Annotated in this window: 13 protein-coding genes and 1 pseudogene; all 14 read left to right on the plus strand. The window is 56.8% G+C overall.

Features of this window, described 5'->3' with window-relative positions; genetic code table 11:
* The first annotated feature begins 20 nt into the window (after positions 1–20).
* Complete coding sequence (gene tssC, locus ACJY2L_RS04585) at positions 21–1,562, plus strand: type VI secretion system contractile sheath large subunit (RefSeq protein WP_439213063.1); 1,542 nt, start codon at positions 21–23, stop codon at positions 1,560–1,562.
* 9 nt (positions 1,563–1,571) lie between these two features.
* Entirely contained in the window at positions 1,572–2,909 is a 1,338-nt protein-coding gene (gene tssK, locus ACJY2L_RS04590) for a type VI secretion system baseplate subunit TssK (RefSeq protein WP_439213064.1), read from the plus strand.
* Positions 2,906–3,580, plus strand: coding sequence for a type VI secretion system protein TssL, short form (gene tssL, locus ACJY2L_RS04595; RefSeq protein ID WP_439213065.1), 675 nt, complete (start codon positions 2,906–2,908; stop codon positions 3,578–3,580). Before tssK ends, tssL begins: the two co-directional genes overlap by 4 nt.
* Positions 3,577–5,286 carry an OmpA family protein gene (locus tag ACJY2L_RS04600; RefSeq protein WP_439213066.1) on the plus strand — a complete coding sequence of 570 codons (1,710 nt, stop codon included), beginning with the start codon at positions 3,577–3,579 and terminating at the stop codon, positions 5,284–5,286. The genes tssL and ACJY2L_RS04600 overlap by 4 nt, the downstream gene beginning before the upstream one ends.
* Before the next feature lie 3 nt (positions 5,287–5,289).
* Entirely contained in the window at positions 5,290–5,781 is a 492-nt protein-coding gene (locus tag ACJY2L_RS04605; protein WP_067429963.1) for an Hcp family type VI secretion system effector, read from the plus strand.
* A gap of 180 nt (positions 5,782–5,961) precedes the next feature.
* The gene (locus ACJY2L_RS04610; RefSeq protein ID WP_439213067.1) at positions 5,962–6,243 is read left to right on the plus strand and encodes a hypothetical protein; all 282 of its coding nucleotides are present in this window, start codon (positions 5,962–5,964) and stop codon (positions 6,241–6,243) included.
* A gap of 47 nt (positions 6,244–6,290) precedes the next feature.
* A complete protein-coding gene (gene tssH / locus ACJY2L_RS04615) occupies positions 6,291–9,017 on the plus strand; it encodes a type VI secretion system ATPase TssH (RefSeq protein ID WP_439213111.1) in 2,727 nt (908 codons plus the stop codon).
* Between the two features lie 224 nt (positions 9,018–9,241).
* Positions 9,242–11,620 (plus strand): type VI secretion system Vgr family protein, encoded by a 2,379-nt coding sequence (locus ACJY2L_RS04620; protein WP_439213068.1) that lies wholly within the window; start codon positions 9,242–9,244, stop codon positions 11,618–11,620.
* Complete coding sequence (locus ACJY2L_RS04625; protein ID WP_439213069.1) at positions 11,621–12,382, plus strand: DUF4123 domain-containing protein; 762 nt, start codon at positions 11,621–11,623, stop codon at positions 12,380–12,382.
* Between the two features lie 16 nt (positions 12,383–12,398).
* Positions 12,399–13,111, plus strand: a pseudogene (locus tag ACJY2L_RS04630) (T6SS phospholipase effector Tle1-like catalytic domain-containing protein).
* A 19-nt stretch (positions 13,112–13,130) separates the two neighbouring features.
* Positions 13,131–13,388, plus strand: coding sequence for a PAAR domain-containing protein (locus tag ACJY2L_RS04635; protein ID WP_067429977.1), 258 nt, complete (start codon positions 13,131–13,133; stop codon positions 13,386–13,388).
* 510 nt (positions 13,389–13,898) lie between these two features.
* A complete protein-coding gene (locus tag ACJY2L_RS04640; RefSeq protein WP_439351281.1) occupies positions 13,899–14,483 on the plus strand; it encodes a DUF3304 domain-containing protein in 585 nt (194 codons plus the stop codon).
* 385 nt (positions 14,484–14,868) lie between these two features.
* Positions 14,869–15,453 (plus strand): DUF3304 domain-containing protein, encoded by a 585-nt coding sequence (locus ACJY2L_RS04645; RefSeq protein WP_439351282.1) that lies wholly within the window; start codon positions 14,869–14,871, stop codon positions 15,451–15,453.
* On the plus strand, positions 15,441–15,626 hold the full coding sequence (locus ACJY2L_RS04650; protein WP_439213073.1) for a hypothetical protein: 186 nt from the start codon (positions 15,441–15,443) through the stop codon (positions 15,624–15,626). The genes ACJY2L_RS04645 and ACJY2L_RS04650 overlap by 13 nt, the downstream gene beginning before the upstream one ends.
* The last annotated feature ends 106 nt before the right edge of the window (positions 15,627–15,732 follow it).

The following is a 15,732-nucleotide window of genomic DNA, read 5'->3' on the forward strand; positions in this document are numbered from 1 at the left end:
ATGATACAGAGAGAATACGCATGTCTGTTCAAAATGAAACTGCTTCTGCCGCTGCTGCTACCCTGCTGGATCGTCCCGTTGCAGAAGGGGTTTACGCCTCACTGTTTGAAAAAATCAACCTTAATCCGGTGTCTCACCTCAGCGATCTGAACATCTGGCAGGATAATCAGGCGATGGCTGATGCCAGCATCGACGAGCGAGTGACCGCCGCGATGAAGGTGCTGGTGGAGTGCCTGAATCAGTCAGGGTCCAACGTTGATAAATTAGACAAAACCTTGCTGGATCATCATATCGCGCGGCTGGACGAACAGATTAGCCGCCAGCTTGACGCGGTGATGCACCACGATGCGTTCCAAAAGGTGGAATCACTGTGGCGCGGCCTGAAGTCGTTGGTGGATAAAACTGACTTCCGCCAGAATGTAAAAATCGAAGTGCTGGATCTTTCGAAAGAGGATCTGCGCCAGGACTTTGAAGACTCGCCGGAAATCATCCAGAGCGGGCTTTACGCCCACACCTACATCGCCGAGTACGACACGCCAGGTGGCGAGCCGATTGCCGCGCTGATCTCCTCCTGGGAGTTTGACGCTTCGGCGCAGGATGTGGCGCTGCTGCGCAATATTTCTAAAGTCGCAGCTTCCGCGCATATGCCCTTTATCGGCTCCGCCGGTCCGCAGTTCTTCCTCAAAGAGAACATGGAGGAAGTGGCGGCGATTAAAGATATTGGCAACTACTTTGACCGCGCCGAATACATCAAATGGAAATCGTTTCGTGAAACCGACGACGCGCGCTATATCGGGCTAGTGATGCCGCGCGTGCTCGGGCGTCTGCCGTATGGCCCCGATACTGTGCCGGTGCGCAGCTTCAACTACGTTGAAGAGGTGAAAGGCCCGGACCACGGCAAATATTTGTGGACCAACGCCTCGTTCGCCTTTGCCACCAACATGGTAAGAAGCTTTATCAACAACGGCTGGTGTGTGCAAATCCGCGGCCCGCAGGCGGGTGGCGCCGTGCAGGATCTGCCGATCCACCTGTACGATCTCGGCACCGGCAACCAGGTGAAAATCCCGTCAGAAGTGATGATCCCGGAAACCCGTGAGTTTGAGTTCGCCAACCTGGGCTTTATACCACTCTCTTATTATAAGAACCGTGACTACGCCTGCTTCTTCTCGGCTAACTCCACGCAGAAACCGGCGCTGTATGACACCGCTGATGCCACTGCCAACAGCCGCATTAACGCACGTCTGCCATATATCTTTCTGTTGTCGCGCATCGCGCACTATCTAAAACTGATCCAGCGCGAAAATATCGGCACCACTAAAGATCGCCGACTGTTGGAGCTGGAGCTGAACACCTGGGTGCGCGGGCTGGTGACGGAAATGACCGATCCGGGCGACGAGCTGCAGGCCGCTCATCCGCTGCGCGATGCCAAAGTGATTGTCGAGGATATCGAAGACAACCCAGGTTTCTTTCGCGTCAGGCTGTTCGCTATCCCGCATTTCCAGGTAGAAGGCATGGACGTCAATCTGTCTCTGGTTTCCCAGATGCCGAAAGCGAAAGTGTAGGGCGGTGGCTTGATGAAAACGGAACAGCCGCTATGGGGCCGGGGCGTGATGATTTCGCCACAGCATTTCCAGCAGCAGGCCGCCTATGTGGCCTGGTCAGCGGAATGTATCGCACAAATGAGTCTGACTCATCCCTGGGGTGTAATTCGTGCTGAATTTGAGGCAGAGGCTCTGAAGCTGGGGCGGTTACAGGCAAGGCACCTGCACGTGCGTTTTCAGGACGGTACGCTCATCGACACCAATAACGGTGACGATCTGCCGCCGGTGGTCATGCCTGAAGGACAGGATGCGGTGGTGATGTTGGCTCTGCCGCTGCTTCGAGCCAACGGCGGTAACTGCCTGCAGCCTGAAGAGGTTGCTGAGCGACCGGCACGCTATCGCCAACGCTGGCGAGATATCCGTAACCAGTTTGGCGACGATACGCGTCAGATTGCGGTGATTAAACCTGAGCTTTCGCTGCGCTTCGCCCATCAGAACAACGGCGATTACCTGGTCTGCCCGGTGGCACGTCTGCGTCAGGACAGTCAGGGCAACTGGACACAGGACGAGACTTTTCTGCCGCCGCTGCTGAGCGTGCAGAGCAGTCCGTGGCTGTTAGCTCAGCTGGAACAGCTGATGACGCAGCTACGCGCCCGTCTTAAGCGCCTGATGGCGATGCGCCGTGAGAGCAACGAACGCATGGCTGATTTTGCCGTGGCGGATGTCTCGCTGTTCTGGCTGCTCAACGCGTTGAACAGTGCCGAGCCAGTTGTGGGCCAGTTTCTGCGTTTCCCGCAGAGTGCACCGGAACGTTTATATCCGGAGCTTGCCCGCCTGGCGGGCAGCCTGCTGACTTTTTCACTGGAGTATCAGGTCAGCATTATTCCCGTCTATCAGCATGCGGAGCTTAACCACGTTTTTCCGCCACTGTTCGATCTGTTAAGCGATCTGCTGGAAGCCAGTCTGCCGTCACGCGTGTTGTCGATAGCCCTTGAACATGATCGGCGTCTGCATCAATGGCTGGCCCGTTTGCAGGAGCCGCGCCTGCGCGAAGAGGCCGATTTCTATCTTTCAGTTCGCTCTCCGCTACCGGCGGCGCAGCTGCAGGAACAGTTCCCGCGCCAGTGCAAAGTCGGCAGCCCGGACTATGTCACCGGGTTGGTGAATAGCTCCCGACAGGGGATCCCCCTGCAGCCGTTACGTCATATTCCCGCGGCCATCCCGCTGCGTCTGGAGAATCAATATTTTGCTCTCGACCTGTCGCACCCGGCGGCACGCGAGATGCTGGAAAACGGCAGCTGCATGTTTTACGTGCCGGGCATGCTGGGTGAGCCTGAACTTGAACTGTTTGCGGTGCTTAGGACATGAGCCAGAAAGCCGAATGCGATATTGACGCGCTGCTGCAAAACAGCTGGCTGCAGGTTATCAGCCTGCGCCACGGCCCAACTTTCCGGGAAGGGGAAGGCCAGCTGTTATGGCAACGCTGTGTGACCGAGGTGGAAAACGTTCAGCAGGCGATGAAAGAGGCTGGTTACGACACGCAGCAGTGTGAGCATGTTCTTTATGCTCAGTGCGCGCTGATTGACGAAGCTGTCAAAGGGCGCGGCGAGCAGGACGATGCGTACGTCAAGTGGCGTCATCTGCCGCTGCAGGGGCACTTCCACGGCACGGTGGATGCCGGAGATGCGTTATGCAACCGCATGCGTGCCGTGCTGCGCGAGCCAGCACCGGAAGCGGCTGTGATGATCTGCTTTCAGCGGGTGATGATGCTGGGTTTCCTCGGTGGCTATAGCGACCTTAACGATCCGGAACGCCAGCAACTGGTGCAGTCTTTGAGTGAACGGGTGCCGACTTTCAGCGGGCAAAAGGCGCAGGCAGTACTGGTCGACAACAAAGCGGGGTTTGGCACCCGCGGCTGGTTATCCAGCTGGCCCTTGCGCATCGGCTTCTCGGTGCTGCTCTTAGCCACCGTCTGGTACGGCCTGAATCACTGGCTGAGCCGTCTGATCGCTTCGCTACTGCCAGAGTTGGTCAAATGAGCACTGCGCTCCAGCGCACGCTGGCGATATGGATAGTCCTGCTGGTGGCTGCGCTGCTCCTGCCGCTCCCTCACTGGGTTGCCATCGTGATGCTGGTGGCCGGGCTGGCGCTGCTGCTGGTTGCCACGCGAGTAACCCGCCGCCCCGCTCGATCAGAGACGTTGTTCGGTGCGGATGATTTACCGGACGCTGATTATCGTCAGCCGGTGGTGCTGGTTTGCGGTGACAACGTGCAGGAGTGGCCAGAAAGCGCTGGGGTACTGACTGTGCCGCACGGCTGTTGGGTGAGAGTAGCAGCGGAGCAGGCGCTGGACGTGATGGTACGCCAGCTGTTGTCATGCCGTCCGGCGTGGGGTAGCCAACTCTCGGTGATGATTTGCATCTCTCCTCAGCAACAGCAGGATCGCGAGCTGCTTTCCAACCGCCTGCTGGCTCTGCGCTGGCAGGTTTGCCAGCTGCGACGCGAAACCGGCTATTCACTGCCGCTGGCTCTGTATGTCTGGGTGGGTAGCGCACTGGTCAACCAGGCTCTCTGGCAGGCACAGCTGGCCGGAAAACCCACCAGCCTGTGGTCAGACAATACGCCGCCTTCCTCGCCTGAACGCTGGCTAACCGCGAGCGGCAGCATGGCTCTACAGCAGCAGGTACTGATGACCAGCCTTGCCGATTGGGTGCGGCAGGAGGTTGTTGCGGTGCTGACGGATCCGGATGCGGATATGCCGTGCGCCACGCCCGTTTGTATCGTCCAGGGATTGAACGCTTCACATGATGATGCGTTAACAACGTCGTTGTGGACGCGCTGGCTACAACAGCACACCGCACTGGTGCAGGTAGCGGGCTGGCTGCCGGCCAGTGAAAGCAATCAGGCGCGGCCATCGCTGCTACCGGAAAGCGTTTTACCGCTGCTGCCCAAAGGCCGGGGCCTGACGCCGTGCCAGCGGGCATGCCGCGGCGCGCTATGGACGGTGGTGATGGCAGGCGTTGTTGCACTTTGCTGCAGTGCCTGGAACAACCACCAACTGCTCCAGCGTGTGGCCTTTGATATCGCTCACTATGAACGCATCGCTATGACCGATTACCCACAGAAAGCAGCGGCGATCGGCGTGCTGCATGAGAATGCCGCCGAACTGGATAAGTATGCCCGTCACGGCGCGCCTCTGCGGCTCGGCCTCGGCCTGTATCAGGGCGGGCATTTACGTTTGCCGCTGCTGGCGGTTATTCGCTCCTATGTGCCGCCGCCGCCAACACCGCTCCCGTCCCCGGTGGAAAATCGCGTAGAGAGCATCATCCGTCTCGACAGCCTGTCGCTGTTTGATAGCGGCAAAGCGGTGCTAAACCCGGGATCGACTAAAACCCTGGTTAACTCGCTGGTGGGCATCAAGGCAAAACCAGGCTGGCTGATTGTGGTCAGCGGTCACACCGATAACACCGGTAATTCTGCACTGAACCAGACGCTGTCGATGACGCGCGCGGCGGCAGTGCGTGACTGGATGCGTGATACCGGTGACGTTCCCGAAAGCTGTTTTGCGGTGCAGGGCTATGGCGCAGGCCGTCCCGTGGCACCCAACGACACGGCAGAAGGGCGCGCGCTCAATCGCCGGGTCGAAATCAGTCTGGTTCCGCAAGCGGACGCCTGTCGGATGCCTGGCAATACCCTAACGCCATCGCAGGAAGATGGCGTCGATAACAATCTAATGGAGAAGTAACACATGGCAATTCCAGTATATCTGTGGCTGAAAGACGACGGTGGTGCGGACATCAAAGGGTCCGTGGATGTGAAAGATCGTGAAGGCAGCATCGAGGTGGTGGCTCAGGACCACAATGTCTACATCCCCACCGATAACAATACCGGCAAGCTGACCGGTACGCGTATTCATACACCTTTCATGTTCACCAAGGAGATCGATGGCGCCAGCCCCTATCTGTACAAAGCAGTGACCACCGGTCAGACCCTGAAATCAGCAGAATTCAAATGGTACAAAATCAACGACGCAGGGCAGGAAGTCGAATACTTCAACACCAAACTGGAAAACGTGAAGGTGGTGAAAGTCAATGCTGTGATGCACGACGTTAAGGATCCCGCCTACGAGAAGCACAACCATCTCGAACAGCTTGAGCTGCGCTACGAAAAAATCACCTGGACCTACAAAGACGGCAACATCATTCATTCCGATTCCTGGAACGAACGCGCCACAGCCTAAGCCTGATGCGGACAGATCTCTCTGTCCGCATTTTTTATGCCGTCCGGCGATCGTCGAAGACGGCTTAACACCCTTGGTTGGAAACTGACCTGATGCGCTTTGGTGACAGCGATGGGCGGTAGCGTGCCTGAGCGAAGGCGCACGTAATTTTCTCTCTGAGGACATAGATAAGGAAAAGTTATGCCATTTAGTTTTGATGACGCCGCGGCCAGACAAAACTGGGAAAAAGGAAAGTCTCTCAGCGTGCCGCCTGCCGGCATGCGTAAATATCATGACTGGCGCCAGTATGTGCTTGCCGGCAGAACACCGGCAGATGCGGCAAGACTGACAGGGGATATGAATTATGAACAGCTACGCGGTAACGGCAATCTCTATTCCGTCAGGCTTACCCAGCAACATCGGGTTTTATTCTCCGTTGAGGGCATGACGGTAAAGGTTCTGGAGATTGGTGGTCACTATTGACACTGGCAAATGGCCCAGAGGTGCGGGTCGAAATGGAGAGAGTAGATATGGAGCATTATGCATCGACCCTGTTACGTCGCCTGCACCCGTTCTGTGCCCGTGCGCTGGAAGGGGCTGCCTCGCTATGTCAGACCCGCGCCCATGCTGAAATCCGCATTGAGCACTGGCTGCTCAAGCTGCTGGAGCAGGGTGAGGGCGATATCACCGTGCTGGCGCGGCGCTATGAGTGGGATATCGATGGAGTCTGGCAGGCGCTGCTGGGTTGGCTGGAGTGCGTGCCGCGATCGGTGCATACCCGCCCGCAGCTGGCGGATTCCCTGCTGGCGCTGATTAAGCAGGCCTGGCTTGTCGCCTCGCTGGAGGATGATCAGCCTTACATACGCAGTCACCACCTGCTGGCGGCGCTGACCGACCAGCCGCTGTTGGTCGGCTGTGACGGATTATGGCCGCTGTTGAGCCTGACGCGTCCGCAGCGTGAACGGCTGCGCCCGCTGCTGGACGCTCAGTCCGACGAGCGTCCGGATGTGCAGCAGCAGGCATTTCTTAACCTGACTTCCCCGGCACCGGTCGAGGCAAATGCGCAGGTCAGCCCTGTGAGCGGCAGTGTAATGAGTAAGGCGCTACAGGCTGCGCTGGATAAATTTACCCGCGACATCACCGCCGATGCACAGGCGGGAAACATCGATCCGGTGTTTGGCCGCGACAGTGAAATCCGCCAGATGGTCGACATCCTTTCGCGACGACGTAAAAACAATCCGATTCTGGTCGGCGAGCCAGGCGTCGGTAAAACCGCGCTGGTGGAAGGGCTGGCACTGCGTATTGCCGAAGGCAACGTGCCTGACAGTCTGAAAACCGTCCGCATCCGCACCCTTGATCTTGGGCTATTGCAGGCCGGTGCGGGCGTCAAAGGCGAGTTCGAGCAGCGTCTTAAAAACGTGATTGCGGCGGTTCAGCACTCCCCAGTGCCGGTGCTGCTGTTTATCGACGAGGCGCATACCCTTATCGGCACGGGCAATCAGGCGGGCGGGGCGGATGCTGCCAACCTGCTAAAGCCCGCCCTGGCGCGCGGCGAGCTGCGTACCATTGCCGCGACAACCTGGAGCGAGTACAAGCAGTACTTCGAGAAGGATGCCGCGCTGGAGCGTCGCTTCCAGAGGGTAAAAGTTGACGAACCGGACGATGAGACCGCCTGCCTGATGCTGCGTGGCCTGAAGTCGCGCTACGCGCAGCACCACGGCGTACACATTACCGACGACGCGGTAAAAGCGGCGGTCATCCTGTCGCGCCGCTACCTGACGGGCCGACAGTTGCCGGACAAAGCGGTCGATCTACTCGACACCGCCGCTGCCCGTGTGCGCATGAGCCTCGATACCGTGCCGGAGGCAATTACCTTGCTCAACGCGCGTCTCGCCGCGCTGGCGCTGGAAGATCGCGCGCTGCGCGACGATATCGCCACGGGCAGCAATACAGATGACGAGCGGCTGCGTGCTATCGAAGAGAATCGGGCGGTGCTGGAGAGCGAACGTCAACAGCAGGAATCCTGTTTTGCCGACCAGCAGATGCTGGCACAGCAACTGATGGTCAGCCGTCAGAAGGGCGGATCCTATGCCGAGATTACCGCGCTACAGCAGCAGCTGACTGCGCTACAGCAGCAGAACGTATTGGTACAGATCGACGTTGACGTGCGTATCCTGGCCAACGTGATTGCCGACTGGACCGGCGTGCCGCTCTCCTCGCTCATGAAAGACGAGCAGGCCGAACTGCTGAGCCTGGAAACTGAAATCGGCAGGCGCGTGGTCGGTCAAAACCTCGCGCTTAACGCTATTGCGCAACGCCTGCGCGCCGCCAAAACCGGGCTGACTGCCGAAAACGGTCCGCAGGGTGTGTTTCTGCTGGTCGGCCCAAGCGGCACCGGCAAAACCGAAAGCGCGCTGGCGCTGGCCGACGTGCTGTACGGCGGCGAGAAATCGCTGATCACCATCAATCTCTCCGAATATCAGGAACCGCACACCGTCTCTCAGCTGAAAGGCTCGCCACCGGGCTACGTGGGATACGGTCAGGGCGGCATTCTCACCGAAGCGGTGCGCCAGCGTCCGTACAGCGTAGTGCTGCTTGATGAAGTAGAAAAAGCGCACCGCGACGTGCTGAATCTGTTTTATCAGGTGTTTGATCGCGGCTTTATGCGCGACGGTGAAGGGCGTGAAATTGATTTTCGCAACACCGTAATAATGATGACCTCTAACCTCGGCAGCGACGCCATTATGCACTTGCTGGCAGAAAACCCGCATGCCACCGAAGGCGAGTTACAGGCGTTATTGCGTCCGATACTGCGTGACCACTTTCAGCCCGCGCTGCTGGCGCGCTTCCAGACCGTGATTTATCGCCCGCTGGTGGCTGGGGCCATGCGCACCATCGTCGACATGAAGCTGAATCAGGTAAGCCAGCGTCTGGCGCGGTACTACGGCCTGCAAACCCTCATCGGCGATGGGCTGTCAGCGGCCTTGACCGCAGCCTGCCTGCTGCCGGATACCGGGGCGCGTAATATCGACAGCCTGCTGAGCCAGCAGATCCTCCCGGTACTGAGTCAGCAGTTGCTGCAGCAGATGGCTGTGGGGCAGAAGCCCCGGCATTTAACGCTCGGTTGGGATGAGGATGAAGGCATTGTGCTGACATTCGACGCACCGCAGTTTCTCCCGTTTCCCGCTCAGCAAGATAACGACAGGGCGCCAGATAAGAGGCTGACTAACACGCAGACAGATGAACCCGCATGCTAAAGGGATGCGGGAACGGCGTATTTGCCGGTTAACTGAAAAGGTGATGACGTTGTTGTCATCAACATCGGGCTGTGTGCTGTCGTTGACGCAGGGCATATGCGGCGGCATCCGCAACGCGCTCCCTGTGTCAAACCGGTGACAAGCGTGAACGCTTTGCCACATCCGCGCCTGCGCCATGCGAAATAGAACGCCGCTGAACCGCGGTAAAAGAATAAGGAGATTCCATGAGCGTAAATCCGGCCTCTTTTTTTAGCCACAGTCATCATCTGTTAAGGGTGCGCGACTGCATGTCCCAGCCGGACGTGCTGGCTTTTCGTGGTGAGGAGCGCCTCAGTGAGCCATTCCGCTGGCGAGTTGAGTTCACCAGCTTCGACCACGCCATTACCCGTGAGGCAATGTTGATGAAACCTGCCTCGCTGACGCTGCAGGCGCCGGTCGCTCAGGGCTGGGGCATCAAAGTGCAGCAGCCGGTGCGCGTGATACAGGGCGTGGTGACCGGCTTTGAGTGCCTCGGCAGCAGCGTCGACCAGAGCCACTATGCCGTCACCCTGCAACCCAGGCTGGCACTGCTGTCACGCAGTCGCCAACACGCTATTTATCAGGATATGTCGGCGCCGGAGATCGTCGAGAAAATCCTGCGCGAGCGTCACCAGATGCGCGGTCAGGACTTCGTCTTCACGCTGAACAACGCCTATCCGCGCCGCGAGCAGGTCATGCAGTACGGCGAGGACGACCTGACGTTTATTACTCGTCTGCTGGGCGAAATTGGCATCTGGTTCCGCTTTACCACCGACGCCCGTCTGCACATAGATGTTATCGAGTTCTGTGATGGTGGGCAGGGGCATGTGAAAGGCCTGACGCTGCCTGCCGTACCGCCTTCCGGCATGCACGATGGCGCCGCTGACTCAGTGTGGAATCTCGCCAGCCACTCTACAGTGGTGGAGAAAAGCGTCAGCGGCCGCGACTACAACTACCGTAACGCGACGGAAAATATGAATGTGCAGGTGGACGTTACCGGCGGCGATGACACCACGTACGGTGAATCCTACCGTTGGGCCGACAACTACCTGATACCGGGTGATGACTACAGCCATACCCCGGCTCCGGAAAGCGGTGCCTTTTACGCTCGCCTGCGCCACGAACGCTACCTGAACGGCCAGACGCAGGTGGCGGCGGTGACCAGTTGCCCTGCGCTGGTGCCCGGCTGTGAGCTGACGGTTAGCGGCGGAGCCGATGTCAGTGAGGTGTTTCGCAGTGGCATTCTGGTCACCGCTATCGTAAGCACCGCACGGCGGGACCGCAGCTTTGAAACCACCTTTGACGGTATTCCGCTGAGTAACCGCTATGGCTTCCGCCCCGAGCCGCCGCCACATCCGATGATGGCTGGCACGCTCCCGGCGCGCGTAACCAGCACCACCGTTAACGACACCTATGGTCATATCGATCGCAACGGGCGCTATCGTGTCAACATGCTGTTTGATCGCGCAGGCTGGGAAACCGGATTTGAAAGCCTGTGGGTGCGACAGGCGCGGCCCTATGCGGGCGACACCTATGGCCTGCATCTGCCACTGCTGGCGGGCACCGAAGTGGCTATCGCCTTTGAGCACGGTAATCCGGATCGCCCCTACATTGCTGGCGTGTTGCATGACTCCGTGCACGGCGACCATGTCACTATCCGTAACTACAAGCGCAACGTCCTGCGTACGCCGAAAAACAACAAGCTGCGCCTTGATGACACGGCGGGTCAGGAGCATATCAAGCTCAGTACCGAATACGGCGGCAAAAGCCAGCTCAATCTCGGTCATCTGGTAGACAGTGAGAAGCAAAAACGCGGGGAAGGCTTTGAGCTGCGCAGCGACAGCTGGGGCACCCTTCGCGCGGGAAAAGGATTGTTGATCACGGCGGATGGACAGCAGAAGGCGCAGGGCCAGCAGTGGGAAATGGCACCGGCTATCAGCCTGCTAAAAGGTGCGCTCAATCAGCTTACAGGATGGGGCTCTGTCACTCAGACTCACCACAATCACAGCCCTGATAGCCACCGGCTAAAAAAGCTGCTGGGCAGCGCAGACCAGCTTAGCGATCCGGTGTTGTTAATGAGCGCACCACAAGGCATAGGCGCAGTGACACCGGAAACGCTGCTGCTGCACAGCGGCAACGGGCTATACATGCAGAGCGGTGGCGAGGTAAACCTCACCAGCGCTCAGCGCCTGTCGGCAAATGCCAGCCAGGCCATATCGTTGCTGGCCCAGAATGAGGGGATGCGTCTGGTATCCGCCAAAGGCCCGCTGGAGATGGAATCGCACGGCGACGTGCTTTCGCTGACGTCGCTGAAGGACCTGACGGTTCAGTCTACCCAGGGGCACCTGCAGTTAACCGCAAAAAACGGTATTACGCTGGGCTGTGGTGGAGCATACATTCGCCTGACGCCGCAGGGTGAAGTGGAAATACATGGACCGGGATTGATCAGCCTGAAGGGGCAGCACAATCTGCAAGGACCCGCCAGCGAGACGTTTCCGCTGCCGGAATTACCAGCATCGGTGTGTGAAGAGTGCCTGAAGAAAGCGCAAAAACTGGCGCAGGGCTTTGTCCCAAGGGAGGCGTAAATGACCAGTCAATGGATTGAAGAAGTGGCAGGGGCCTGTCGCACAGCAGGCATTGATTACCTGGATGTGATTATCGATCAGGCCGGTCTGGACCGCAGCGTGATCCCGGCGCTGACCGTGCTGGCGCTGGAATGGCAATCGCTCTATCAGGGGTTGCCCGAGGAATTTATCGTTGATGCGGCGCCGCTGATTACGCGCGTCAATCTTGATGATGCACAGCAAATGCAATGGCTGCAGGCGCTAAGTCAGCAGGTTCCATTGCTAGGGATTTGCTCTTCCTGGCGTTTTTCTGCTCTGTCTGCCTGGCTGGCACAATGTACGGATATTTTGCAGGAAGGAAGAGGCGGGATTTTTCGATTTTACGATACGCGCATTTTTCCGCTGCTTTTTACGCACGTGCTCAGTGAAGAGCAGCAACAATGTTTGCTGCGCCCGGCACTGTTCTGGGCCTGGCAGGACAAGGATGGCTTACCCCGCGGTATGGAAGGGGTGGGCATGCCTGCGTTACGTGGTGAAATAAGCCGCAAAATCGAACTGAGCGATCGCCAGCTTGAATATCTCTGCTGCGTCAGCGATGTCATCATCATGTTAGCCCACCACGCACCACCTGCCGGTGCTTATACCTCACGTCAGGCGCTGTTTTACGACTGCTACCAGGGCATGGTAGAAGCGACAAATAATGGCATTATTCTCGACGATGCGCGCGAAGAATGGGTGATGAACAAGTTGCTCGGTGTAGCTGATACTGATACCGGGAATTAAAGATTTTGACCCCGATATGGCCCAGACTCAGCTCCGCGAAGCCGCTCAGGAATTTAGCGAAGATTATTACGCTAAATACCGCACGCAGCAGAGCATCAGCCAGGTGATATTGGATACCATTCCACAGCACGCCATTTTCCTGATTAACAGCGATGATGAAGGCAAAGAGTACCGCGAGATTAAAGACGCGGGAAATGCACTGGAGGTCGTCCTCTTCCCTGAAGCAGGAGAAAGCAGGAATGCCGGGCAGCCTGCCGGGCTGGTCAGAGCGCTGTTTGACGATCAGGTCCACGATTCACGCGCCTGGTTTATGCACGGTCGCATCGGGTCGTGTGAGTTATGGGCAAGTTACTTCCGCTATCACATGCTCTACTTTGCCCAAAACTGTAATAAGTCACTGTCACTGCTGACCATAGCGGGCAATGTGGTGGGGCCGCAACACTGGTTGGCGGCGTGGTATACAGCTTCCGTCAGCAAGGCGTCAGCGAAAAACTCACAGGCCTCGCTGGCACCGTCGGTATCATGAAGGTTGCAGCCGTGGCGCTGAACCGCCTGACCGGCGAGCTGCTGCCGCTATTGCCGGAAACTGAGCATTTGCGGGCTTTTACCCGCGAACCAGGCACGCTCGTGGCCCGGCAAAAAGTCGCAGCGGCACAGCAGCAACTGGTGTTGGCGAAAGCTACCATCCCAGCCAGCTGGCTGGAGAAAGCCCAGTCGGCAACGGTTTAACTCGGGGTAAGGAAAAACAATGAGCAAAATTATTCGCGAAGGAGACATTCTCCGGGAGTACGGCGGCAAAGTCCTGACCGGGCACTATCTCTGCTTTGGCAAGGGCATTGCCGCCAAAGGGGACCCGGTAAGCTGCAATCAACACGGCATGACTATCATCGCCGAAGGCAGTTCACTGGCCAGTGTGGACGGCCAGCCGGTGGCATTACAGGGTAATCGCTGCGCCTGCGGCTGCACGCTGGTCAGCTCCTTTCCTGACTGTGATATTGCCCAGTGAAGTCTGTACCCGACTATCCCAGCTATAAAAAAAACGGGCACCGGCGGCGTGCTGGATTGCAGCTACGGCATGAATAATGCTGATGAGCCACAGCCTGTCGGCAGCTACTGTCGTCAAATTGCAGTAAATCTCACAAGTTCCTGCCGCTGGTTATAATTATCCGGACTATCCGATTAAAACGCCTTTAAGAATGAAGGTGCCGAAAGTATGCCCGAAATAACAATCGAGTTATTCAAGAATCGGCAAGGGTTACCAGAACAGGGAAGGTAACGGATGATACCGCCATACCGTAGATTCCTGCATGCCAGCCTGTTTTTCTACCTTATTGATATTAAATTTTAGCCGCTATATTTCTTATTAAATAATTACTGGATATACACCAGGTGAACTCTGATTAACTGCCTCACTCATAAACTGATAAATAAAAGATTATTCAGCCGTGTCCGTTATTAACGGGCACCGTTAAATGATTTCAGGAAATAAAACGTAACCCCAAAAAAAGGAAAAACAATGAAATTAAAACTACCCGGCGTACTGGGCGCAATATTACTGCTGGCCGGATGTGGTCAGCAGCATGCGGAATATCACGGCGGCGGTGGCACTCTTGAGGCCATCAACCATACCAAAAGGGCCATTCAGTTCAGTGTTAACGGCCAGTCAGGCATTGATAATATCGGCCCCTTTCAGGGCGGCGGCGGCGGCTGTTGTTTCGGCGCGCCATCAACATGGTACCCGGGAATGACGGTCAGGGTGGACTGGGAAACCTCGGTCGCTTTTGCCAGTGATATCCCTGAAATACCTCAGCCAAAACGCCCTGATTTAGCTCATCTTGACGTCAAAACAGCAGATCTGAAAGCGATCGAATATGCAGAAAAGTATCAGGTATGGCGGCAAAAAGTTAAATCCTTGAATAAGCAGCACTCAAAGATCGTCCCTGTTCCCGACTACACCGGGCAGAAAACCTGCGGCATCACCGTACACTTTCTGCCCTGTGACCAGGTGAAAGTTACCACCAGCTGCGCCGACTATGGTAACCCGCGTCACCCGATTAAAGAGCCTTTGGAGATGGAGGAGCCGAAGGTATGCCCGAAATAATCACCGATCTGGTCTGGTATCCGCCAGAATTTCCCCGCTTAGGCCGGTTACCTACTCAGGCTGCGCTGGTGAGTGCAAACTGCCGCAAGCAGGACAGTGAGGATCAGCGGTTCCACAACGAATTGTGCCTTGCTGCCAAAAGGCGGGTGGTTGCACCCTCCGCAGAAAAATCCTGAATATCAGCCTGCTTTTAATCATACGGTTAATCACGCCGAACTGATTTAAATCGGGTTAAATATTCACTGAATGTACACCGAATAAATTCTGAATAATGATTCTTCCCACCTGTTCATAAACAGAAAGATTATTCAGCCGTGTCCGTTATTAACGGACACCGTTAAATGATTTCAGAAAATAAAACGTAAACCAAAAAAAAGGAAAAACAATGAAATTAAAACTACCCGGCGTACTGGGCGCAATATTACTGCTGGCCGGATGTGGTCAGCAGCATGCGGAATATCACGGCGGCGGTGGCACCCTGGAGGCCATCAACCATACCAAATGGGCCATTCAGTTCAGTGTTAACGGCCAGTCAGGCATCGATATTATCGGCCCCTTCCAGGGCGGCGGTGGCGGCTGTTGTTTCGGTGCGCCATCAACATGGGAGCCGGGAATGACGGTCAGGGTGGACTGGGAAACCTCGGTCGCTTTTGCCAGCGATGTCCCGGAAATACCGAAACCAAAGCGCCCCAGTATGAATAACCTGGATGCGAAAACCGCCGATTCAGTAGCCAGGAAATACAATACTGAATATCTCGCCTGGTGGGAAAAAGTGAAAAAGCTGAGCCGCCAGCATTCGCTGACGGTCCCTGTTCCCGATTACACCGGGCAGAAAACCTGCGGCATGGTTGTACATTTTCTGCCCTGTGACCAGGTGAAGGTTACCACCAGCTGCTCTCGTTATGGTTATCCGGACTACCCGATTAAAGAGCCTTTGGAGATGGAGGCGCCGAAGGTATGCCCGAAATAATCACCGATCTGTCCTGGTATCCACCGCAGTTTCCGGAGCAGGGCAGGCTGCCTTCACAGGCTGCGCTGGTGGGGGCAAACTGCCGCAAGCAGGACAGTGAGGATCAGCGGTTCCACGACGAACTGTGCCGTGCTGCCAAAAGGCGCGTTGCACCCTCCGCAGAAAAATCCTGAATATCAGCCTGCTTTTAATCATACGGTTAATCACGCCGAACTGATTTAAATCGGGTTAAATATTCACTGAATATACGCCGAATAAATTCTGAATAATGATTCTTCC

The organism is Duffyella sp. Ts4 (genome assembly GCF_051851875.1).
Lineage (GTDB): Bacteria > Pseudomonadota > Gammaproteobacteria > Enterobacterales > Enterobacteriaceae > Duffyella > Duffyella gerundensis.

Coding starts and splice junctions, on each gene's coding strand:
- tssC (WP_439213063.1), top strand. CDS start 21: ATGTCTGTTCAAAATGAAACTGCTTCTGCCGCTGCTGCTACCCTGCTG.
- tssL (WP_439213065.1), top strand. CDS start 2,906: ATGAGCCAGAAAGCCGAATGCGATATTGACGCGCTGCTGCAAAACAGC.
- ACJY2L_RS04600 (WP_439213066.1), top strand. CDS start 3,577: ATGAGCACTGCGCTCCAGCGCACGCTGGCGATATGGATAGTCCTGCTG.
- ACJY2L_RS04605 (WP_067429963.1), top strand. CDS start 5,290: ATGGCAATTCCAGTATATCTGTGGCTGAAAGACGACGGTGGTGCGGAC.
- ACJY2L_RS04610 (WP_439213067.1), top strand. CDS start 5,962: ATGCCATTTAGTTTTGATGACGCCGCGGCCAGACAAAACTGGGAAAAA.
- tssH (WP_439213111.1), top strand. CDS start 6,291: ATGGAGCATTATGCATCGACCCTGTTACGTCGCCTGCACCCGTTCTGT.
- ACJY2L_RS04620 (WP_439213068.1), top strand. CDS start 9,242: ATGAGCGTAAATCCGGCCTCTTTTTTTAGCCACAGTCATCATCTGTTA.
- ACJY2L_RS04625 (WP_439213069.1), top strand. CDS start 11,621: ATGACCAGTCAATGGATTGAAGAAGTGGCAGGGGCCTGTCGCACAGCA.
- ACJY2L_RS04635 (WP_067429977.1), top strand. CDS start 13,131: ATGAGCAAAATTATTCGCGAAGGAGACATTCTCCGGGAGTACGGCGGC.
- ACJY2L_RS04640 (WP_439351281.1), top strand. CDS start 13,899: ATGAAATTAAAACTACCCGGCGTACTGGGCGCAATATTACTGCTGGCC.
- ACJY2L_RS04645 (WP_439351282.1), top strand. CDS start 14,869: ATGAAATTAAAACTACCCGGCGTACTGGGCGCAATATTACTGCTGGCC.
- ACJY2L_RS04650 (WP_439213073.1), top strand. CDS start 15,441: ATGCCCGAAATAATCACCGATCTGTCCTGGTATCCACCGCAGTTTCCG.